Annotated in this window: 12 protein-coding genes; 4 read left to right on the forward strand and 8 right to left on the reverse strand. The window is 70.7% G+C overall.

What is annotated here, in order from left to right; all coding sequences use genetic code 11:
- Positions 1-381, forward strand: a complete 381-nt coding sequence (locus tag MYMAC_RS13805; RefSeq protein WP_095958417.1) for a Rieske (2Fe-2S) protein — start codon at positions 1-3, stop codon at positions 379-381.
- A 75-nt stretch (positions 382-456) separates the two neighbouring features.
- On the opposite strand, the gene MYMAC_RS13810 is transcribed toward MYMAC_RS13805, so the two are convergent.
- Together MYMAC_RS13810 and prtB are read right to left on the reverse strand one after the other, a co-directional pair.
- Positions 457-1,230 carry a trypsin-like serine peptidase gene (locus tag MYMAC_RS13810; protein ID WP_013939366.1) on the reverse strand — a complete coding sequence of 258 codons (774 nt, stop codon included), beginning with the start codon at positions 1,228-1,230 and terminating at the stop codon, positions 457-459.
- Positions 1,231-1,241: 11 nt separating this feature from the next.
- Complete coding sequence (gene prtB / locus MYMAC_RS13815; RefSeq protein WP_013939367.1) at positions 1,242-2,036, reverse strand: M57 family metalloprotease PrtB; 795 nt, start codon at positions 2,034-2,036, stop codon at positions 1,242-1,244.
- Between the two features lie 425 nt (positions 2,037-2,461).
- Here prtB and MYMAC_RS13820 point away from each other — a divergent pair, with 425 nt between their 5' ends.
- Both MYMAC_RS13820 and MYMAC_RS13825 read left to right on the forward strand, forming a co-directional pair.
- Positions 2,462-3,658 carry a DUF6068 family protein gene (locus MYMAC_RS13820; protein WP_095958418.1) on the forward strand — a complete coding sequence of 399 codons (1,197 nt, stop codon included), beginning with the start codon at positions 2,462-2,464 and terminating at the stop codon, positions 3,656-3,658.
- A gap of 113 nt (positions 3,659-3,771) precedes the next feature.
- Entirely contained in the window at positions 3,772-4,890 is a 1,119-nt protein-coding gene (locus MYMAC_RS13825; protein WP_095958419.1) for a hypothetical protein, read from the forward strand.
- A 99-nt stretch (positions 4,891-4,989) separates the two neighbouring features.
- On the opposite strand, the gene MYMAC_RS13830 is transcribed toward MYMAC_RS13825, so the two are convergent.
- The gene (locus MYMAC_RS13830; protein WP_095958420.1) at positions 4,990-5,769 is read right to left on the reverse strand and encodes a TetR/AcrR family transcriptional regulator; all 780 of its coding nucleotides are present in this window, start codon (positions 5,767-5,769) and stop codon (positions 4,990-4,992) included.
- A gap of 166 nt (positions 5,770-5,935) precedes the next feature.
- On the opposite strand from MYMAC_RS13830, the gene MYMAC_RS13835 reads away from it, so the two are divergent.
- Positions 5,936-8,185, forward strand: a complete 2,250-nt coding sequence (locus MYMAC_RS13835; RefSeq protein WP_095958421.1) for an ATP-binding cassette domain-containing protein — start codon at positions 5,936-5,938, stop codon at positions 8,183-8,185.
- A gap of 59 nt (positions 8,186-8,244) precedes the next feature.
- Here the strand turns inward: MYMAC_RS13835 and MYMAC_RS13840 are convergent, their stop codons facing one another.
- The 5 genes from MYMAC_RS13840 to MYMAC_RS13860 form a co-directional block, all read right to left on the reverse strand.
- Positions 8,245-9,720: an MAC/perforin domain-containing protein gene (locus MYMAC_RS13840; RefSeq protein ID WP_239989519.1), complete on the reverse strand. Its 1,476-nt coding sequence runs from the start codon at positions 9,718-9,720 to the stop codon at positions 8,245-8,247.
- A 287-nt stretch (positions 9,721-10,007) separates the two neighbouring features.
- Positions 10,008-10,553, reverse strand: coding sequence for a DUF1440 domain-containing protein (locus MYMAC_RS13845; protein ID WP_095958423.1), 546 nt, complete (start codon positions 10,551-10,553; stop codon positions 10,008-10,010).
- Between the two features lie 332 nt (positions 10,554-10,885).
- Positions 10,886-15,553 carry a MupA/Atu3671 family FMN-dependent luciferase-like monooxygenase gene (locus MYMAC_RS13850; protein ID WP_095958424.1) on the reverse strand — a complete coding sequence of 1,556 codons (4,668 nt, stop codon included), beginning with the start codon at positions 15,551-15,553 and terminating at the stop codon, positions 10,886-10,888.
- 40 nt (positions 15,554-15,593) lie between these two features.
- Complete coding sequence (locus tag MYMAC_RS13855) at positions 15,594-16,463, reverse strand: alpha/beta fold hydrolase (protein ID WP_239989520.1); 870 nt, start codon at positions 16,461-16,463, stop codon at positions 15,594-15,596.
- Positions 16,445-22,711: a type I polyketide synthase gene (locus MYMAC_RS13860; protein WP_095958425.1), complete on the reverse strand. Its 6,267-nt coding sequence runs from the start codon at positions 22,709-22,711 to the stop codon at positions 16,445-16,447. The genes MYMAC_RS13855 and MYMAC_RS13860 overlap by 19 nt, the downstream gene beginning before the upstream one ends.
- Between the last annotated feature and the right edge of the window lie 35 nt (positions 22,712-22,746).

The raw sequence follows: 22,746 nt of genomic DNA on the forward strand, positions 1-22,746 counted from the left end.
GTGAGCGCGGGCGGCGGGCCGGCGGGGCGCAAGCGCGTCTGGGCGACCCCGGCCAACGTGAAGCTGCTCCCGGTGAGCGCCCTGGCGGACCCGGGGGCCCGCAACCTGGTCCTCCAGATTGGGGACGCCTTCTTCCACGGCTTCCTGGTGCGCAAGGACGACGCGGTCCACGGCTACGTGGACCGGTGTCCCCACGCGGGCCTGCCGCTGGCGCGGGAGCTGGACGGCTACCTGACGCCGGACAAGGGGCTCATCGTCTGTGCCTGGCACGGGGCGCTGTTCCAGGTGGAGGACGGCCTGTGCGTGGGCGGCCCGTGCGCCGGCGGCCGGCTCACGCCGTGGCCGGTGACGGTGCGGGACGGCAGCGTCTACACCGCCTGAGCAGGCGCTCGGACGGCCGCGGCGGCGCGGCTCGCCACGCTGGAGCTGGACGCGCGCGTGACGCCGGCGGCGCCTTCAGCGTTCGGCGAGGTCGCTGGCCTGCAGATACTCGGAGGCCTCGACGATGGACTCCACCGTCCAGCCCCGGTTGGTGCCCCGGCCGCTGACTTCACAGTCGCCGTCGGTGTGGACCCCCAGCAGGTGCCCCTGGCGGTTGAGCACGCCCGCGCCGGAGCTGGCGACCAGGGTGTCCAGGTCCTTGTAGAAGAGGAGCTGGTCGCAGGTGTCCAGGAACGCGCCCTCGGCGATGACCTTGGGGTAGCCGCGGGGGTGCTGGACGATGGCCAGCCGCTCGGTGACCTGGGTCGTCAAGGGGATGGGGGTGACGGCGGGGAGCGCGTCGAGCTGGATGAGCGCGTAGTCGGGCGCGTCGGCCTGCTCGATGACGAGGCCTTCCGTGATCAGCGTGTCACCATCCTCGTCGTCCTCGAAGTTGAAGACGACCAGCGGGATGTCGCCGGTCCGGACACAGTGGCCCGCGGTGAGCACCACGGGGCCCGCGCTGGCTTCAATCAGCGTTCCCGTGCAGCGCCCGTCAATGAGCACGACGGCGTCTTCCCGGTCCTGGATGACGTCGGAGAATTCGCCCACGTAGCTGTTGATGGGGGTGAAGTCGAGCGTCGGCCCGCATTGCGCGAAGCCACGAACCTCCGGCCTGGACGGTGGCTCGCAGACCGCGGGCTCGGTCTGCTCGGACCGTCCTCCACAAGCGGCGAGGCTCAGGAGGACGGCCCCAGCGAGGCGCGAGCCCCACAGCGTCAGCTTCGAATCCGTGGGGCGGCGCGCCATGACTCAGTGACTCAGTACAGGTACTGGAGCGCCGTGACGTCGGAGCTCTTGAAGTTGCCCGTCTCGGACGAGCTGAAGCAGGAGTTCATGAGCGAGCCGCCGCGGGTGGCCGTGGTCGGCGTGCCCGGGATGTGGATGGCGCCCACGCCGGCGGTGCCCTCGTTGCCGCCGGAGCCGCAGCTGATGCTGCGGTTGTAGTAGTCAGAGTGACGCAGGCCCACGGCGTGGCCCAGCTCGTGCGTCACGACGTGCTCGACCACCGCCACGCCGTAGCTGGCCGTGCCGGTGCCGATGTTGATGATGCCGTAGGGACGGCCGCCGGAGGGGAAGCCCGCCGAGCCGCCCGCGCCGGACATGGTGCGCGCGGAGATGGTCGCGTTGCAGCCGGAGCCGCCAAGCTGCATCCGGAAGGTCAGGCCCAGCGCGTTGTAGTTCGAGATGGCCCGGTTCAGGCCCGACATCAGCGTGGAGTTGCCGGCGTACGCCGAGTTCGGGACGATGCAGATGGTCCGGATGGACGAGCTGACCAGGTTCGTCGTGCGGTACTGCTCCTGCGTCTTGGGGTCCGCCTGCAGCATCTCGCGGGACGCCTCGAGCGTCACGTGGGCGTCGCGGCCCACGTAGACCTGGCCGTCGGAGAGCAGGATGTCTTCCGCCGGGAAGCCGGCCTCGACCAGGTTGCTGATGATCTCATCCTGCTCGGTCTGCGCATCCGCCGGAACGTCGGTGCCGCAGCCCGTCAGCATCATCGTACCGCTCACCGCGAGGACAGCAGCTCCCTTGAACATCTTCTGGAACATGGGCATCGGAGATTCCTTGTCCGTTTGACTGCGGGGGGACGCGCCGTCCGCCTGGTGTCCACCAGCCGCGGCACGGCGCGCCCGGCCCATGAGCAAGAGCCGGGCCACGCAGTTCAATAGAATGAGAAACCAGAAAGAGGCGCATAGTCTGGAGTGGCCGCGCTCCAGGGGAACGTCACGGCATCGTAAACGAAGTTGACGTCGGTCCCGCCAAGTGGGCGTCCCCACTTCGGATTCCGCGAAAGCGGCAGGGCGTTCCAAAACAACACAGTGATGTCTGGTTATCGGGCACCTGCCCCGTGGGGCAAAGACACCCCAGGAGAGATCTGACACAAGTGAAAACAAACTACAACTCTGTAATGGGGTGGGAATGGACACACGGCTCAGACGAAGAGTGCGCGTGAAGGCGCGCTCGGTGTATCCAGCGATGTATGCCCATTCGCTCATTCACCTGTCCCGTCGCCGCGCTGCTGGGTGCGGCCCTGTCGCTCCTTCCTGGCTGTGGGAGCACGATGTCGAACACTCCCTCGGCCGCTGACGCACAGGGACAGCGCTTCGCGGCGCAACAGGCCGCGGACGCTTGGAAGCGCGCCCGCGTGGGCGACCGTGTCACCTACGTGTTCTCCGCTACGCAAGGCCCCACGCCGGGGGAGGCTGACGCGGCGCGGACGCTCGTCGGGCGGTTGTCGTTGGAGGTCGTGTCCGTCCAGCAGCCCTGGGTCTACGTGCGTGTGTCTTTCATTGACGCGGCGGGCAAGCCTTTGACGCAGACGCGTTTGTCTCAGGAGCTGGTGGTGCCAGTTCGCTCGGATGTAACGCGCCCGGTTGACGTGCCGCGTCCAGGGCAGATGACCACGGAGCGGCCTTCCTTCTCGGGAAGGAATTGGGAGGCCACCCGCTATGTCAGCGATCAACGGCCGGTGGATGGTCCGCTGCGCACCCGGGTGTATGCCAATGACTCGGCCCTGCTCTACCTGACGCGCGGCCTGCTGGAGGCGAGCACCGAGTCGGCGGGCTTCCGGACGCCGGGGCGCCTCACGCTGTCGCTGCACGAGTTCCAGGCGGGCTCCGCCGAGGCCAGCGCCGCCGCGCCCTCGCTGGAGCGTCCCCTGGGGCCTGGCGCCTTTTATGACCGGAGGGTGGACATGCCGCCGACCCAGGAGGTGCTGCGCGTGTGCTTCACCGCCGAGCGCGGCTTCGTCCTTCGCTCCGAGGGCCCCGTGGCGCCGGGAAGCGACCCCTGCTCGGACTTCTCCCAGGCGGAGCCGGAGGCCCTGGAGGAGCTGGTGATGAACCTCCCCTGGGAGGCGCTGGTGTCTGGAGAGTGGCCTCCGGGCGCGGCCAGGGAGGGGGCCCAGGGCACCTTCACCGTGGGCGAGCGGAACGTGCCCACGCGGACGGAGCAGCGCACGGAGGACGTGGAGGGCACGCGGCACATCTTCTCGGAGACCTACGCGTCGGACCCATGGGCGCCGGGGCTCGCGGGTGCGCCGTATGAAGCGCGCTTCCAGTCGCTCGACAGCCTCACCGAGCGCATCGGCGAGGGGGGCGAGCGCGAGTCCGCGGGGGGCAGCCGGCTCGTCCAGTGGGGACCGTGGCTCGGCGGACAGCCGGTCTCGAGTCAGTAGCCGTCAGGCGGCGTCCCCAGTCCGGGCAGGCCCTGGCGGGCGGCCTGCCGCGGCTTTCAGGAGGGGCGTCATCGCGCCACGCGGGGCTACACTGGGCGCGCACTGGAGGCCTCATGCACCTTGAGAGATTTCGTCGGCTGCCCGCGCTCGTGCTCCTGGGATTGTCCTTCGCGGCTGGGGTGGGGTGCTCGGAGGAGGAAGGCGTGGACACGCCCAACCCCCTGACGAACCCGAAGGAGGGGCCTCCCGCCGGGAATCAGAACCCGGAGGCCACGTGCGCCGTCCCGGCCGAGGCGGGCCTCGCGGACGTCTCCCGGCCCACCTCGGTGGTGGGCACGGGGCGCCCGGAGAGCTGCACCAGTGACGCGTTCCTCCAGGCGGTGGCTCGAGGCGGCGTCATCACCTTCGACTGTGGCCCGGAGCCCGTCACCATCACCCTGGAGCGGACGGCGAAGATCTTCAACGACACGGGGCCGGAGATCGTCATCGACGGCAAGGGCCTGGTGACGCTGAGCGGGGCGGGGCGGCACCGCATCCTCTACATGAACACCTGCGACCCGGACCAAGTGTGGACCACCTCGCACTGTCAGGACCAGGACCACCCCCGGCTGACGCTCCAGAACCTGACGTTCGTGGACGCCAACGCCAAGGCGGAGTCCGAGTTCGACGGCGGCGGCGCGGTCTGGGTGCGCGGCGGGCGCGTGAAGGTCATCAACTCGCGGTTCTTCAACAACGTCTGCGCGGACGTGGGGCCTGACGTGGGCGGCGGCGCGTTGCGGGTGTTCAGCCAGCACCGGAACCAGCCGGTGTACGTGGTGAACACCACCTTCGGTGGCATGGAGGGTTACGGCGGCGCCTGCTCCAATGGCGGGGGCATCAGCAGCATCGGTGTGTCGTGGACCCTCATCAACAGCCTGTTCTCCCACAACCGGGCCATTGGCAATGGGGCCAATCCCTCGCGGCCCGGGACGCCGGGCGGGGGGAGCGGCGGGGCCATCTACAATGATGGCAACACGATGACGCTGTCCCTCTGCGGCACCCGCATAGAACACAACACGGTCAATGCCCACGGCAGCGCCATCTTCTTCGTGAGCAATGACCACTCCGGGGACATCCGCATCGACCGCTCCGTGATTCGGAACAACACGGGCGGCTCGTGGTACCCGACGCATCCCCAGATTTCGAACCACGACGACACGCCCATCACCGTGACGAACTCCACCATTGAGTGACGCGAGGGGCGGGCTCACTCTGCCTCGCGCCTGAACAGCTCGGGGTGACACCCGCCGAGTACCGACACCGGTTCGCGCTGGGCGCGTGACGGTGGCGGCTCAGCGCCGCTGCTTTCGCGCGGCCTTGCCGTCGATGAACACCGCCAGCCCGTCGAGCACGCGCTCCAGGCCAAAGGCAAACGCCCCCTTGGGGTCGTGCGCCCCGTACGTCTCCCCGGCGGTCTTCCCGACCCGGGCCAGGACGGGGTAGGGCGCGTAGTCGAGCGTTTCGAGGAACGGCGCCACGCGGTACCACCAGTCCTCGTCCGTCATGCCGGTCAGCTCCTTGACCCGCTTCTCCCGGGCCGCGTTGCGGACCGCGCCGTGGACGAAGTCGAGGACCAGGGTGATGACGCGGTCCATCTCCAGGTCCGTGAGCCCCAGGCCTTCAATGGCGCTCAAGGCGATGTCCGCGGACCGGAAGGTGTTCGGGCCCAGCACCGTCCGGTGCGTCGCGAGCGGAATCACCCACGGGTGGGCCAGGTAGAAGTCACGGTAGTCCTGCGCCACCCGCGTCAGGTTGGCGCGCCAGCGGGCGGGCTTGAAGACGGGGCCATCCCTCAGGATTTCGCCGGACACCGCATCCATCATCAAGTCCAGCAGCTCCGCCTTTCCGGGGATGTGCGTGTAGAACGACATGGGAGAGATGCCCACGGCCTCCGCGACACGCCGCGTGCTGACCGCGTCGAGCCCCTCGGCATCCGCGAGGGTGACGGCCGCCGCCACCAGCTCCGCCACGCTGGCCTTCGCCTTCGGGCCGCGCTTCGGCGCCTCCGTCCTGCCCCACAACAACTGCAAGGATTTCAACGGGTCGCCCCGTCCGGAAATCTCGTCGCTCATCCGTACCCCGGGATAACTGTTTACAGCGTACGGGGTTGTTGTGCTAAACCTCGTGCGCCGTACGAAGTTACGGCGTTGCGGGAGCGATGTCGAGCCGATTGGCTCGGGGCCGCCTGTGGACGTGCGACGTCCGCGGGACGGGCGTCACTCCAGGGAGAAGCCAACCATGTACGGTTCCATCAAGATTCGTGGGGCGCGCGAGAACAACCTGAAGAATGTCTCGCTGGACATTCCCAAGCGGAAGATCACCGTCTTCACCGGCGTCTCGGGGTCGGGCAAGTCGTCCCTGGTGTTCGGCACCATCGCGGCGGAGAGCCAGCGGCTCATCAATGAGACGTATCCGGCCTTCGTGCAGCAGTTCATGCCGCACTATGGCCAGCCGGACGCGGAGAGCCTGGAGAACATCTCCGCCGCCATCATCGTGGACCAGCAGCGGCTGGGGGGGAACTCGCGCTCCACGGTCGCCACCGTCACGGACGCCGCGCAGATGCTGCGCGTGGTGTTCTCACGCCTCGCCGAGCCGCACCTGGGCAGCCCGGGCTTCTACTCCTACAACGACCCCAGGGGGCTCTGCTCCGAGTGCGAGGGCATTGGCCAGGTCGCGTCCATGGACATGGACGCCGTCATCGACACGTCCAAGTCCCTCAACGAAGGCGCCATCCTCCCCAAGGACTACGCGGTCGATAGCTGGTACTGGGCCATCTTCGCGCGCTCCGGCTACTTCGACCTCGACAAGAAGCTGTCCAAGTACACGAAGGAGGAGCTGGACAAGCTCCTGCATCTGGATGACGGCCGGAAGATCAAGGTCGACAAGATGAACCTCACCTATGAGGGCCTGGTCCCCAAGCTGCGCCGGACGCTGGGCTCCAAGGACCCGGAGACCGTCCAGCCGCACGTGCGCGCCGAATACGAGCGCATCTTCACCCGCGCCGTCTGTCCTTCCTGCAAGGGCGGGCGCCTCAACCAGGCCGCGCTCGGCAGCCGCATCCAGGGCAAGAACATCGCCGAGTGCTCCGCGATGCAGGTCTCCGACCTCGCCGCGTTCGTCCGGAAGCTCTCCGCTCCCTCCGTGGGGCCCATGCTGGAGGCGCTGGCCCGCCGGCTCGACAACCTGGTGACCATTGGCCTGGGCTACCTCAGCCTCGACCGTGAGAGCTCGACGCTGTCCGGCGGTGAGAGCCAGCGGGTGAAGATGGTGCGGCACCTGGGCTCCAGCCTCACGGACGTGACGTACATCTTCGACGAGCCCAGCGTGGGGCTCCACCCGCATGACGTGGGCCGGCTCGCGGGCCTGATGCAGCAGCTCCGCGACAAGGGCAACACCGTGCTCATCGTGGAGCACAAGCCAGACATGATTGCCATTGCCGACCATGTGGTGGACATGGGGCCCAGGGCCGGCACCCAGGGCGGGCAGGTCGTCTACGAGGGGACCTACGAGGGGCTGCTGGGCTCGGGCACCCTCACGGGCAACCACATGAAGAAGCACCAGCCGCTCAAGACGACGGCCCGGAAGCCGACGGGGCAGCTCCAAATCAAGGGCGCCCGGCTCAACAACCTCCAGGACGTCTCCGTCTCGATTCCACGCGGCGTGCTCACGGTGGTGACGGGGGTGGCGGGCTCGGGGAAGTCGTCGCTCATCCAGGGCTGCCTGCCCAAGGCGTACCCGGAGACCCTCATCATCGACCAGAACCTGGCCCGGGGTTCCCGCCGCTCCAACACCGCCACGTACACCGGCATCCTCGACAACGTCCGCAAGGCCTTCGCCAAGGCGAACAAGGTGGACGCCGCGCTGTTCTCCGCCAACTCGAAGGGGGCCTGCCCGGATTGTAGCGGGCTGGGCGTCATCTACACGGACCTGGCGCACCTGGACCCCATGGTGACCGTCTGCGAGGCGTGCGAGGGCAAGCGCTTCACCGAGGAGGTGCTGGCCCACCGGCTGCGCGGCAAGTCCATCAGCGACGTCTACGAGATGTCCATCAGCGACGCCGTGGCGTTCTTCACCGAGCCGGCCATCGCCAGGATTCTCCAGGGCCTGGACGACGTCGGGCTCGGCTACCTCACGCTGGGGCAGCCGCTGTCGACGTTGTCGGGCGGCGAGCGTCAGCGCCTGAAGCTGGCCGCGGAGCTGGGGCGCTCGGGCAACATCTACGTGCTCGACGAGCCCACCACCGGCCTGCACATGAACGACGTGGACACGCTGATTGGCCTGTTCGACCGGCTGGTGGATGGCGGCTCGACGGTCATCGTCATCGAGCACAACCTGGATGTCGTCTCCCGCGCGGACTGGGTCATCGACCTGGGACCCGGCGCCGGCCACGAGGGCGGCCGGGTCGTCTTCGAAGGGCCCCCTGGAAAGCTGGCCTCGCACAAGGGCTCGCTGACCGGGGCGCACATGGCGCGCCGCGAGACGGCGTAGCGGTGGGCCTGCCGGAGCGGCGTGAGACACCTCGCACCGCTCCGGTTGTTGCGTGCGGCTCAGGCCTTCGCGGGCTCCAGCTTCCAGGGGACGAGGTTGTAGTAGTCGTCCTTGGGGTAGAGCCTGCCCCCGTCCCCTTCGAAGGCGAGTGACTTGTCCGTGCGGCGGTCACCCTTCTCCGCCTGCCAGCGGCTGCGGATGTAGTACTCATCCTTCTTGCCGGGCACGGGGATGAACTTCCACGGGACGAGGTCCGCCACGTTGTCGCGGTGGTAGAGCTTGAGCGTGTCGCCCTCGAAGGAGAGGTGGTAGTCCAGCCGCTTCTCTCCCAGGTCCGCGCGCCAGCGGCTGCGGATGTAGAACTCATCCGACTTGCCCTGCACGGGGATCAGCTTCCACGGGACGAGGTCCGTCGTGTTGGCCTCGGGGTAGAGCTTCACGTCCTCCCCGGTGAAGCTCAAGTGCTTGTTGACGCGCTTCTCGCCGGGGTCGGCGCGCCAGCGGCTGCGGAAGTAGAACTCCTTGTTCGCCAGCGAGGAGACGTCGGGGCGGGTGAAGCCCTCGGTCCGGATGTGCTGGTCGACGGCCTGCATCATCCAGGTCTTCTTCTGCTGGATGTCCGGGTCCTTGGGGAAGTAGTCGGACGTGAAGAGCTCGTACAGCGGCTTGAGGTCGAGCTGGAGCGGCTTGGGGTCCTGCCGGATGCTCTTCACCCACTCGTTGAAGTCCGTGCTGGGCGTGCCGCCCACCCACTGGATGCTGTCGACGGTCAGCCCGCTGGACTGCTTGAACGCGGAGCTGGAGGACGTGGAGGTGCTGCTGCCTGTGTTCGCGGTGGCCCCCTTGAAGGTGGCTGACGCGGAGGTGGAGATGTCGACGCCCCGCTCCACGAGCTTGGAGTACTCCTGGGCGGAGATGTGGACGCGTTGGTACATCCGCCCGCCGAAGGTGACCTCACGGGCGTAGTGCGTGCCGAAGGTCTTGATGAACGCGGCGCAGGCGGCTTCCGACGTGAGCTTCGCCACCTCGCCGGTGAACCGGCTGCTCAGCGGGAGCTTGCTGGTGAAGTCGTCGTTGAGCCGAATCGAGCAGTCCTCGAAGAAGCTCTGGACGAAGGTCTGAATGGTTTCGTTCGAGCCGCTGGTCTTCTCCATCTGCCGGTACGCGAGGCTGGCGCTGAACGACACCAGCCCGGGGATGTCCAGGCCCGCGCTGACGGTGTGCTCGAAGCTGTGCGAGAAGTCGAAGGAGGAGAACCACGTCTCGGTGCGGGAGGTCCGTTCGCCCCGGGACTCTGGGATGTAGCGAGTCCCCTCGGGGATGTAGAGGCTCTTGTCCGGCGTGAGCTGCGTGCACGACTCCGGAGCAATCTGGATGATGCTCTCCGTCGTGGCGCCACCTCCGTCCCGGAGGCGCTGACTCAAGTCCAACGGGTTGATGCGGATGATGTCGTAGCACCTGCCAAGGTAGTCGACGTTCTTGTAGGGGACGGTGCCGTCGAACTTGTTGAAGTCGATCTGCATTGCTTCGGCCATGCTCGGGACTCCCTGGGTGGGGTGGGGGTGCTCAATCCAGGAGGTGGGGCTGGGCGCGATGGAAACACGGCGAATTCCCCGCGGTCGGCGACGACATCGATGCGAATGTCTGGAAGCCCGCGCTGTTGGGCGGAGAGTGTCCAGGGGCGGGAAGTGTCCTCGTCTCGAAGGGAGGCGCAGGCGAAGGGTCAAGTCCCGAATCGTGTGGAGGTGGTCAGGAGGGGGTTCGGGGGAGGGCGGCCGCCCAGGTTGGCTGGGGCCGCGAGGGGGCCCCGCGGGGCGCGCGGCTATGCCCTGGCCGCCAGGCGAGACAGGCCTCGGAAGGTGGTCTCCGTCGTGGCGCCATAGACCCAGTGCGCCGCGAGGCCACCCAGGTGGCTGCTGGCGGGCGTCTGCTGCGGCGGGGGTGCGAGCTTCAGGGCCGGCACGGCCACCTCGTCTCCTGTGAGGAACAAGAAGGTACCGAACCCCAGCCCCCAGAGCTTTCCAAGCAGCGGGGCGCGGGGCGACAGCGCGCCGTAGATGGCACCCCACACGGTGCCGTAGGTGAAGTGCACCAGGTTGCCGAGCCGTTGCTTGCGCTTGCCCTGGACGTCGACGCCCAGCGGCGACAGCACCTTGCGCGCCACCTTCTCCGTCGATGGCTCCTGCGAGCCGCCACCCGACCCCTCCTTGAGCATCCTGCTGAGCAGCCCGGAAAACTTGCTTGTCACGGGCGTCATGGCGAGCGTCCCCAGCAGCCCCGCCACGGCGCCCAGGGCCATGTCCTGAAGCAACGACTCATGTCGGGGGGCGGAGGACGTGAAGCGACGCGACCATCGTGAACGGGCCATGGACCAAAGCCTCCTGGTGGGTGATGGAGCCGATGCGGCTCCATGCTGGAGGTGTGCATGGTCTGGAGCGGTAACAGGGACGGGCCGTCGCCTCGCCTGTCCTGCATCTTCCGCTCCGCCCGCTTGTTCCGCCTGGAGGCCGAGCCTGTCGCCGTGGGCAGGCCAGGCCTCGCGCCCCAGGTCCTCCGCGACGGGAGGGCGCCGGCTCCAGGGGAACGCGCTGACGAGCGACGCAGCCCGCACGGCCTTCACCACCGGCCTGCACGATGTCGCGTGGCTTGTACCTCGCCGTGCCCGGGCGCAAGAGCGCACCCGGGCACGCGCGCGAAGTCCTACCGGCGGCGGCGCTGCTGCATCGCCCGGCGTGCGGCGGCCCGGGCCTCACCTCGCGCCGCGACCTCCTTGAGCGCTTCCTCCTCGCCGTTGTCGCCGGAGAGGAACCCGGAGAGGGCGCGGATGGTGGGGTAGCGGAAGAGGTCCACCAGCGTGAGCGGCTTCTCCACCTGCGCCTTGAGCTGCTCCAGCACCTGCACCATCAGCAGGGAGTGGCCGCCCAGGTCGACGAACTTGTCCTCCACGCCGACCTTGTCGAGCTTGAGCACGTCCTGCCAAATGCCGGCGATGAGCGCCTCCGTCTCGCCCTCCGGCCTGACGAGCTCCCCCCGCGCCTGCGCCTGCTCCGGAGGCGGCAGGGCCTTGCGGTCCACCTTCTTGTTCGGCGTCTGCGGGAAGGTGCTCAGCGTCACGAAGGCCTGCGGCACCATGTACTCCGGCAGGCGGGCGCGCAGGAACTCGCGCAGCGCCTCCGCCGCGGGGGGCTCGCCCGGCTTCGCGATGAGGTAGGCCACCAACCGCTTGTCGCCGGGGAGGTCCTCCCGGACGATGACCACCGTCTCGCGCACCGCGGGGTGCTCGCCCAGCCGGGCCTCGATTTCGCCCAGCTCGATGCGGAAGCCGCGCACCTTCACCTGGTGGTCCAGGCGGCCGATGAACTCCACCAGCCCGTCCTGCCGCCACCGCGCGGCATCACCGGTGCGGTACATCCGCGCGCCCGGCTCGGAGGAGAACGGGTCCTTCACGAAGCGCTCGCGGTCCAGCTCCGGGCGGTGGTGGTAGCCGCGCACCACGCCCGCGCCGCCGATGTACAGCTCACCGGCCGCGCCGATGGGCAGCGGGCGCTGCTGCGCGTCCAGGACGTAGAGCTGCGTGTTCGCGATGGGCGTGCCGATGGGGACGCCCTCGCCCACGTCCTTCACCGGGTGCGTGGACGACCAGATGGTCGTCTCGGTGGGGCCGTACATGTTGATGACGTCGCCGGACACCGTCTCGGAGAGCTGGCGCGCCAGCGGGACGGGGAAGGCCTCGCCGCCCACCATCATCTTCCTCAGCCGCTTGAGCCCCTCGCGTGAGCGCTCCTCGGCCAGCAGCATGCTCGCCTGGGACGGCGTGCACTGAAGGTGCGTCACCGCGTGGCGCTCCAGCAGCGCGGGGATGGAGCCGTCGAGCTCGGGCTCGGCGCCCGGCTGGCCCACGCCCGCGTTGGCGCGCTGGCGGACCTCGTTGAGCAGCGGCAGGTGCTCCATCACCAGCTCCGTGGGGACGCCGAAGTCCACGAGGCAGGCAATCTCATCCACGTCCAGGCCCTTGAGCCGGTCCACGATGGCCACGCACCCGTCCACGCTGCCGAAGAGGCCGGAGGACTGGAAGTAGCGCTCGAAGGAGAAGTCGAGCAGCGCGTCCAGCTCCTCGGCGGACAGGTGGTCGGTGCCGAAGTTGCCGTTGGCCAGCGTCGTCTGCGCCTTGAAGGCCGGGAAGCTCCAGGCCGCCTCCTTGATGAGGCCCACCGACGACTTGAGGTACGCCTTCATCGGCTCGCGGACGACCTCCTTCACGGAGGCCTCCGAGTCACCGACGAAGGTGTGCAGCATCAGCGACACGGTGCCCTTGCCGGGGTGGCCGGCCTTAGCCCACGTCTCGCGGTAGAGGGCAATCTTCCGCGCCACCTCCTCCACCGTCTGGCCCAGCAGGTGGGTGAGGACGTGGCAGCCCGCGCGCGCGGCCTCCTCGAAGGTCTCCGGGTTGCCGGCGGTGGTGACCCAGATGGGCAGCTCCTTCTGGACCGGGCGGGGCAGGGTGCGCAGCTTCACCGTATTGCCCGTGCCGCTCTTCGTCTCCAGCGCCTCGCCGCGCCACAGCCGGCGCACGTCTTCAATCTGCTGGAACATGATGCGCTTGCGGTCCGGGAAGCTCTCCGGGCGCAGCGCGAAGTCGTTGGGCTGCCAGCCCGCGGCGAAGGAGATTCCCACGCGGCCGTGGGAGATGTTGTCCACCACGGACCAGTCCTCGGCGATGCGCAGCGTGGGGTGCAGCGGCGACACGAGGCTGCCCGCGCGGAGCTGCACGTTGCGCGTCACCGCCGCCAGCGCGGCGGACGTCACCGCCGGGTTGGGGAAGAGCCCGCCGAACGCGTGGAAGTGGCGCTCCGGCGTCCACACGGCGCAGAAGCCGTGGGTGTCCGCGAAGCGCGCGCTCTCCAGGAGCAAATCGTAGCGGCCCTCGGGGCGCTCGCCCTCGTCGCTGGAGAAGTAGAAGAGGCTGAACGCCATGGCGCGCGAGGCGTGCTTGCCCGCCTGGGCCGCGTCGTGCCGCTCCGCGTGCAGCACCACCGTGAAGCCGCGCGTGAGTGTCCAGAGCAGCTCCAGCACGGAGATGTCGAAGTTGAGGCTCGTCACCGCCAGCCAGGTGCCGCGCTCCGTGCCCAGGCGCTCGTCCATGCCCACGCCGAAGTTCACGACGTTGCGGTGCTCGATCATCACCCCCTTGGGCTTGCCCGTGCTGCCCGAGGTGTAGATGACGTAGGCCAGGCTGTCCGGCGTGGCCGGCGGCGTCTGGGCCTCCGGCGCGGCGGCGATGCGCTCCCACTCCTGGTCCACCGCGAGCACGGCCTTGGCCGCGGACGGCACGCGCGACAGCAGCCGCTGCTGGGTGAGCACCAGGTGGCAGCCCGCGTCCTCCACCATGAAGGCGATGCGCTCGGCGGGGTAGGCGGGATCCAACGGCACGTAGCAGCCGCCCGCCTTGTGCGTGGCCAGCACGCCCACCATCATCTCCAGCGAGCGCTCCATGAAGATGCCCACGCGCACGTCGCGGCCCACGCCCGCGCCGCGCAGGTGCCGCGCCAGCACCTCGGCGCGCGCGTCCAGCTCGCGGTACGTCAGCGAGGCACCCCGGCAGATGAGCGCGGTGTCGTCCGGCGTGCGCTCCGCCTGGGCCTGGAAGAGCGAGGCCAGGGTGGCGTCGCGGGGGAAGTCCCGCCGCGTGTCATTCCAGCGGGCCAGGCGCTGCCGCTCCTCCGCGCCCAGCAGGTCATGCTCGCCCACCGCCTTGCCCGGCGCGTCCCGGAGCGAGGCCAGGAACGCGCTGAGCTGGCGCGCCACGTCGTCCACGCGGGCCTTGTCCACGCGCGTGGCGTCGAAGTGCAGGTGGGCGTGACGGCCCTGGGCGTCCACCTCGATGACGAGCGCGGCGCCGCCCACGGCGCCGCCCGCTTCGCCGATGCGCAGCGCGACGGGGTAGGCCACCTCACCCGCGTGGCGCTGGAGGTTGGAGAGCTGCGCGGAGCGGCCCAACACGTCCCGGGCCAGCACGCCCTTGTCGCGGAGCTGCGTCAGCGCCTTGCGGAAGGCGCCCGCGGCCAGCTCCGGCGCGTCCTTCATGGGCAGCTCGAGGCGCAGCGGGAGCTGCGAGGCGAAGAAGCCCTCCACCCCGGTGATGCGGGCGCGCGTGGACGCGTCCGCGTAGCCCACGTCGAAGCGGGGCTCGGGGGACAGGCGCGCCAGGAAGGCGGCGGCGGTGAAGAGCAGCCGCTCCTCGGGCGGCAGGTCGGTGGCCCACCCGGCGGGGACGTCCGTGGCCTCGAACTTCAGCGTGTGCGTGCCCTCGTCCTTGGAGCTGCCGCCCAGGAAGGGGAGGTCCGGCGGGGCGAGCGTCTCCAGCCGGCGCAGGAAGAAGGACTCCGCCTTGCCGGCCTGGGCGCCGACCTCTGTCAGCCGGGCGCGCAGCTCCGCGGGGGCCTGGGGCAGGACGTCACCCCGGGCGAGCATCCGCGCGCCGAGCACGTCCGCCCACGACAGCGGCGCGCCGCACAGGCCCCTGGGGCCCTTGAGCGTGAGGTCTCCGCCCTGGAGCGCCACCGTCAGCGCGTCCCCTTCGATGTCCAGCACGGTGCCGGGAGCCGCCTCGGAGGCGGGCTCGGCGCGGCGGGCCTCGGAGATGGCGACCGCGCCGTTGCCCAGCCACACCTTCGCGAAGGCGAGCGGGTTGGGATAGCCGCCGTAGTCGAGCGCCGCCACCAGCGCGTGCGCCACGTCCACGTCGCCGTGCAGGTCCAGCACGGCCGCCGCCTCCGGGCGCTGCGCGAGGCCGAAGTAGCTGCGCTGCGAGAAGTCCTGCGCCTTCGCCTCGGAGGTGCCCGCGACCAGCTCCTCCGCGAGCTCCGCGAAGGTCTCCATGCCCAGCGTGTAGCAGCGGGCGTTGAGGCTGAAGGCCGTCTCGCCGGGGGCGAGGTCGAAGAGGCGCTGCTTGAGGATGCGGCCCTCGTCCGCGCCCGTCGTCATCTCGTGCCAGGTGACGCCGTGTTGGGGCTCGCGGTTCAGCAGCGCCCAGGACGTGACGTTGAGGCCGGCGTAGCGGGGCAGCGGGCCGTCGTGGAAGTTGATGGCCATGCGCCGGGGCAGGCGGAGGATGTCCTCCTTCACCATGCTCAGGTTGACGATGCTGAAGAGCCAGTCGAACGGCGCCTGGGACAGGAAGGGCAGCACCTGCTCGCCGGGCGGCACGTGCGGAATGGACTGCTCCTCCGCCCACTTCTGGAGCGCCGGCTCGCGCGCGACGAGCCCGAGAATCCGGACGCCGCGCTCGGTGAGGGCCTGCGCGCAGGGGACGACGAGGGTGCCCTCGCCGATGATGAAACAACTGGGCGACTCCGGAGCCGCGCTCATTCAATGCCTCCTGTGGTGCTGCGATTCGGGTGTCCCCGGCTCACAAGCCCAGGCCTTGCCGGGCGTCCGCGAGCGCGGGGGGATGCTTCAAAAGGTCGGCGTGGCCGATGCCGGGGTACGTCTTGAGCGGAGCGCCCAGCCCGCGGCTGACGCGCTCGCCTTCAACGAGCGGCAGCGCGCTGTCCGCGCCGCCGTGCAGCACGAGCCGGGACGGGAGCTGCTTCGGCTTCAGCAACGGTTGGTTGTCGTACCGGTGCCGCCCGAAGAGCCGGCCCAGGGGCCCCGTGCGGCCCACCCGCATCGCGTGGAAGGGCGCGAAGAGCACCAGGCCCCGGGCGGGCGTGTCCTGCGCCTGGAGCGCCAGGGCGGCCGCGAGCGCCGACATGCTGCCCATGGAGAAGCCCACCAGGTGGATGCCCTCCGAGGTGTGGGGCTGCGTCTGCGTCAACCAGCGCATGGCGTCCGCGGCGCTCTCGCGGAGCGCGTCAGGGGAGGGGCTCCCCGGGGAGCCGTCGAAGCCGGGCGGCGCGATGGCGGCCAGCCCGAGGCCGCGGCCCTCGTCCAATGAGAGCAGGACGGACTTCGCCTCGGCGAGATACCCGGGCGTGTTGCCGCCGAAATAGACGAGCCACCGCGTCTCACCCCTGGCGGGCAGCCGCGTCAACGCGACGAGCCCGGGCGGCGCGTCGGGGCCTGTCACCGTCCATCCGTCTGACGCCAGCGCCGCGCGTTCCTCCACTGACAAGGGCGCGCCGGTGTAGGGGAACGGGCCTGGGAGGTCCTCGTCGTTCTGGAGCCAGCCCAGCATGAATATCCCCATCAGCAGCACGACGGCGGTAATAGGCGTTGCGTCCCGGGCCTTCAGCCGCCCGACCTCCCAGCTCGACGTCTTTACCTCGAACCAGCCCATCGAGCCTCCCCTCGTGAACCACGCTGGGCGTCATCCAGGGCCTCGCGGAGCAGCCGCCCCAGGACGTGGACGTTGGGCTCGCGCACCAGGCTGTCGTGGTCGCCCGGCACCTCGCGGATGTTCAACGCCGGCACCAGCGGCTCCCAGCCGAGGCTGGTGCCCATGTGCGCGTAGATGGCGTGAATCTCCTGCGCGCGGAACAGCGTCACGGGTCCGGCGTAGGGGCTGGGCACGTAGCGGCTGGCCAGGAGCTGGAAGCGCTCGGTGAGCTGGAGGTTGCGCAGCTCGATGGGCAGCGCTTCGCCCCGCTGCTCGTACCAGCGCAGCTTGAGCTGGCTGAGCAGCCGGGTGCCGTCGCGCTCCACCTTGGTGCGCAGCTTGCGGGAGACGTAGGTGGCGGCGCCTTCGCGGCGCAGCTCACGCAGCCGCTCGTTGAAGGACTGGCGCCGCTCCTGGGTGGCCGGGTGGAAGGTGTCCAGGAACGCGACCAGCGCCACCGGCTCGCCCAGCGCGTGCAGCCGCTGCGCCATCTCATAGGCGACCACGCCGCCGCCGGAGTAGCCGCCGAGCAGGTAGGGCCCGTGCGGCTGCACCTGGCGGATGCTCTCCAGGTAGATGGACGCCATCTCCTCGATGCTGTCGGCCGGCGGCAGCTTGCCGTCCACGCCGCGCGCCTGGAGCCCGTAGAAGGGCTGCTCCTTGCCGAGCGCCTGCGCCAGCTCGCGGAAGTTGAGGACGTTGCCGCCCGCGCCGTGCACGCAGAAGAAGGGCGGGGCGTTGCCACCCTTCTGGATGGTGACCAGCGGCGACCAGCCCTTCGGCGCTGCCTTGACACCGGGGGCCTGGGCCGCCGGCGCCGCGTCACCCGGAGTGACGTCCGGCGTGAAGGGGATGCCCGCGGCCTCGCGCACCAGCGCGGCGCACTGCTCCAGCGTGGGGGCCTCGAACAGAGTCGCAAGCGTCAGGTCCGCGCCCAGCGTCTTCTTGATGCGCGCGAACAGGCGCACCGCGATGAGCGAGTGTCCGCCCAGCTCGAAGAAGTTGTCCTTGAGCCCCACCTTCGGCGCGCCGAGGAGCTGCTGCCACAGCTCGGCCAGCTTGCGCTCCACGTCGTCGCGAGGCGCATCCGCGGCCGCCACGCCGGACCCCGCGGCCGCCTGGGCCATGGCCGGAGCCGAAGCGGGCTTCGCCGCCTCCTGCTTCGGACGCGAGCGGGCCGCCAGGGCGTGCAGGTCCATGGAGCTGACGAAGAGCGCCGGCGTGTCCGCGAGGGCCAGCGCGCGCAGGAACGCCTCCTGGCCCTCCGCGGGCTTGATGCCCAGCGGCAGCCAGCTCTCCAGCAGCGAGCCCTGCTTCTTCGGCGAGCGGCCGAAGCGCCGCGCCTCGACGGCGGCGACGAGGTAGCCCTCGATGGCGCAGAAGACGTTGCCGTCCGAATCGGTGAGCGTGACGTCGAGCAGCGCCCCGCGGCCCTCCTCCTGGCGCACGCGGACGTGGCTCAGCGCCACCTCGGGCCAGGGGCCCCAGACCTGGAGCTGCCGGTAGGAGACGGGCACGTGCAGCTTCCCCGGCTGCCCCGCGTCGGGGAGCAGGGAGAAGGCGAAGCCGGAGGCGATGTCCAGCAGCCCCGGCGGAATGCCATACGTCGCCAGGTCCTCGCGGTAGGCGCGGGGGAGCTCCAGCCGCCCCAGCGCCTCGGACGCGCCGAAGCCCGCGCCGCGCAGCACCTTCCAGCGCGGGCCGAACGCGATGAGCGCGTCCTGCGGCAGGGACTGCTCCCCCTCGCCGAAGGTCAGGGGCCGTTCTCCACAGCGCGCCTTCGCGGCGGACACGTCCAGCGCGGCGGGGCGTGGGCTCGAGGCCTCGTGGAGCCGCGCGGTGGCGTGCTCCGTCCAGGCGTTGCCCGCGGCGCGGCTGCGCACGCGGAAGGTGAAGCCGTCACCCTCCGGCGCCAGCTCGATCTCCACCTCCCGGACCTCGCCGTCCGGGACGTCCAGCGGCGACACCAGCGAGAGCTGCGTCAGCTCCAGCGGCGCGCCCGGCCGCGCCAGCGCCCAGGCGGCGCGGGCCAGCTCGACGTACGCCGTGCCGGGGAGGACGGGGCCTCCGCCGCGCATGCGGTGCTCGTCCAGCACCCAGTGGGCCTTCGCGTCGTAGATGGCGCGGAAGACGTGGTGGCCCTCGGGCGCCTCCACGCGCCGCTGGAGCAGCGGGTGGCTGACGGACTCACCGGGCGGAAGCCGCGGCGCGAGCTGCGCCGCGGCCATGCCCACCTCCTGCCAGACGCCCCAGCCCAGCGCGAGCGCGCGCTTCGCGACGCCCGTGGCCTCCAGCCGCGCGGCCTGGGCCAGCAGGAACGCGTTGGCGGCGACGTAGTCCACCTGGCCCGGCGGGCCAATCCAGGCGCTGGTCGACGCGAAGCTGACGAAGAAGTCCAGGGCCGCGCCTTGCAGCGCCTCTTCCAGCGCCAGCGCGCCCAGCGCCTTGGGCGCGAGCACCCGCAGCGCCGAGTCACGCGTCTTCGACTCCAGCGGCCCATCCTCCAGCGTGCCCGCCGCGTGCACCACGCCATGCAGCGCGCCGAAGCGCTCCCGCACCTGGGCGATGGCCGCGCGAAGCTGGCCCGCGTCGGTGGTGTCCGCCTTGAGCAGCAGCACCTGCGCGCCCAGCCCCTCCAGCGTGCGCTGAAGCTCCGCGTGCGAGGCGCTGGCCGCGGACCGTGACACGAGCGCGAGCCGCGCCCGGGCCTTGCGCGCGAAGAGCTCGGCGAGCGTGCGGCCGATGCCGCCCAGGCCCCCCGTGATGAGGTAGACGCCCTGGTCGCGCAGCGGCGTCGGGGCCTCGTCCAGCGCGGTCCGCTCCAGCACCTGGACCAGCCGGCGTCGACCGCGCAGCGCCACCGGCGCCTCGACGTCCGGGCGCAGCAGCTCGTCGGTGAGCTCGCGCGCCTGGCCCATCACGTTGACCACCATCTGCAGGTCCACCACGCGGGCCTTGAGCTCGGGCAGCTCCTTGGGCCCCACCAGCAGGGGGCCGAAGCTGAGCGCCTGCTCGGGGCTGGTCGCGTGCCCCTCCACGGGCAGGGCCTCCTGCGTCACCCGCATGTAGCGCAGGCCCGGCGGCAGCGACTCGGCGGTGAGGGACTGCATCAGCGCCAGCGGGGTGAGGAAGTACCGCGACACCGCGTGCTCCCAGCCTCGCGGCGCCAGGTCCCGGCAGGTGACGTCCACGATGCGAGGCGGCACGCGCCCCTCGGCGCCCAGCGCGTCCCAGAGCGCCTCCCAGTCCTCGCGCGCGTCGAGCCGCAGGGTGAAGTGTCCGGCGTCCACGCGGCGGAAGGCCTCGCCCGGCAGCGCGCGCAGCACCTGGGCGCCGCGTGCGGACAGCTCCCGCGCCAGCTCGCTCACCAGCAGGTGCTGCTCGCCCACCAGGAGCCAGCGCTCGTTCTCCGCGGGGGCCTCCGGCGCCGCGCCGGCCTGCTCGCGGAAGCGCGGGACATAGCCCCAGCGCGACACGTTCTCTTCACGCACCAGCGGGCGCTCGCCCTCGCGCCGCGCCATGAAGAAGCCGGTGCCCGGCTCCACCCAGTGGCGCTCACGCTCGAAGGCGTACGTGGGCAGCGCCACGCGGCGCCGCGTCTGGCCCTCGAAGAGCGCCGCGACGTCCAGGTCCACGCCCGCGGCCCAGAGGCGGCCGAGCGCGAGCTGGAAGAAGGCCAGGTCCGCCACGGTGTCGTTCGGGTGCCGCAGCGACGGCACGAGCTGCTCGGCCCGCGGCTTCTCCTCCTGCGCGCGCAGGAGCTGCGTCAGCGTCTGGCCGGGGCCGACCTCCAGGTAGACGCGCGCCTTGTCCGCCAGGAGCACGCCCGCGCCCTCGGCGAAGCGCACCGGCTGGCGCAGGTGCCGCACCCAGTAGTCGGGCGACATGGCCTCCTCGGGCGTCACCCATGCCCCGGTGACGTTGGAGATCCACGGCCCGGTGGGCTTGGAGAAGCGCACCGTGCCCAGGAACTCGCGGAAGGGCGCGAGGATGGGCTCCAGCATGCGCGAGTGCGCGGCCACCTTGATGTGCAGCCGCCGCGCCTCCACCTCTCGCGCCTTGAGCTGCGCCTCCAGCGCCTCGATGGCGGCCACCTCACCGGAGACCAGGCACAGGCCCGGCGCGTTGTGCGCGCCCAGGTCCAGGCCCTCGCCCAGCAGCGGCTTCAGCTCCGCCTCCGGCAGCTCCACGCTGAGCATCGCGCCCGCGGGGAGCTGGTCGAAGAGGCGGCCACGGCAGGCGACGATGCCCAGCGCGTCCTTCACGGAGAACACGCCGTTGAGCTGGGCGCAGGCGTACTCGCCCATGCTGTGGCCCATGCAGGCCTGCGGCGTCAGCCCGCGCGCCTTCCACAGCGCGGCGAGCGACAGCTCCACCGACAGCAGCGCCGGCAGCGCGTACGTGGCCTGCTCCAACCGCGCCCGGGCCTCCTGCTCCGCGCCGGGCTCCGGGAAGAGCAGGGGCCGCAGCTTCAGCGACTGGTGCTGCTCCAGCAGCGACAGGCACTCGTCCAAGGCGCGGCGGAACACGGGCTCCTGCTCGTAGAGGCCCTTCGCCATGCCCGGGTACTGCGCGCCGCCGCCGGGGAAGAGGAACACGACGGAGCGGCCCTCCGCCTCCGTCTGCGCCTGGGCCGTCCTGGCGGCCTCCGGCTGGGACAGCAGGCGCACGGCCTCCTCGCGCGACGACGCCACCACGGCGCGGCGGTGCGCGAAGCGGCGGCGGCCGGCGAGCAGCGTGTACGAGGTGTCGCCCAGGTCGGGCGCGTCCGCCTCACCCAGCCGCTGGGCCAGCCGCTGCGCGGCGCGCTCCAGGGCCGCGGGCGTCCGCGCGGACAGCCACAGCGTCTCGAAGGGGCGCGCGGCGGACGTCTTCGGCTGCGCGGGCGCCTCCTCCAGGATGACGTGCGCGTTGGTGCCGCCCACGCCCAGCGAGTTCACCGCGGCCCGGCGCGGGCGGCCCTTGGCCGGGGCCCAGTCGCGCAGCGAGGCATTCACGCTGAAGGGCGAGCGCGCGAAGTCGATCTGCGGGTTGGGCTTCTCGAAGTGCAGCGTGGGCGCCATCTGCTTGTGGCGCAGCATCTGGACGACCTTGACGAAGCTCGCCACGCCCGCGGCCGTGTCCAGGTGGCCGATGTTCGTCTTCACCGAGCCGATGCGGCAGAACCCGCTCTTCTGCGTCTGGGTGCGGAAGGCCTGCGTGAGGGCGGTGATTTCAATCGGGTCACCCACCGGCGTGCCGGTGCCGTGGCACTCGATGTAGTCGATGGTGTCCGCGCTGATGCCGGAGACGTTGAGCGCCTCCACCACGGCGTCCGCCTGCCCGTCCACGGACGGCGCCAGGTAGCCCACCTTGCGCGCGCCGTCGTTGTTCACCGCGCTGCCCTTCACCACCGCGTAGATGGTGTCGCCATCCGCCAGCGCGTCCTCCAGCCGCCGCAGCACGACGACGCCCGCGCCGCTGCCGAAGAGCGTGCCCTGGGAGCGGTGGTCGAACGCGCGGCAGTGCCCGTCCGGCGAGAGGATCTCCCCCTCCTGGTACAGGTAGCCGCGGGAGTGCGGCAGCTCCAGCGTCACGCCGCCCGCCAGCGCCAGGTCACACTCCCGGGCCAGCAGGCTCTGGCAGGCGGAGTGGATGGCGACCAGCGACGTGGAGCACGCCGTCTGCACGTTGAGGCTGGGCCCGCGCAGGTCCAGGCAGTACGACACGCGCGTGGTGAGGAAGTCCTTGTCGTTGCCCGTGTGCCGCACCAGGAACAGGCCCACCTGCTCCATGAGCTGCGGGTTGGTGAAGAGGTTGTAGGGCATGTACGCGTTCATGCCCGAGCCCCCGAACACGCCAATGGGCCCCTTGAAGCGCTCCGGCGGGTGCCCGCTGTGCTCCAGCGCCTCCCAGCACACCTCCAGGAAGTGGCGGTGCTGCGGGTCCAGGAGGGACGCCTCGCGCGCGCTGAAGCCGAAGAAGCCCGCGTCGAAGTCCTCCAGGCCCTCGTACACCATGCCCGACTTCACGTAGTTCGGGTCCTGGAGCAGCGCCGGGTCCACGCCCGCGCCCAGGAGCTGCGCGTCACTGAACTGCGTGACGGACTCAACCCCGTCGCGCACGCGGCGCCAGAACGTGTCCACGTCGCGCGCTCCAGGCAGCCGCGCGGCCATCCCCACCACGGCGATGTCTGGAGAGTCCGAAAGCCCTTCAACGTCTTCCGTCATGACAGTGATCCTGCAAAGTACCGCTTCTGGCGGTT

The sequence above is a fragment of the Corallococcus macrosporus DSM 14697 genome (assembly GCF_002305895.1).
In the GTDB taxonomy this organism is placed as follows: domain Bacteria; phylum Myxococcota; class Myxococcia; order Myxococcales; family Myxococcaceae; genus Myxococcus; species Myxococcus macrosporus.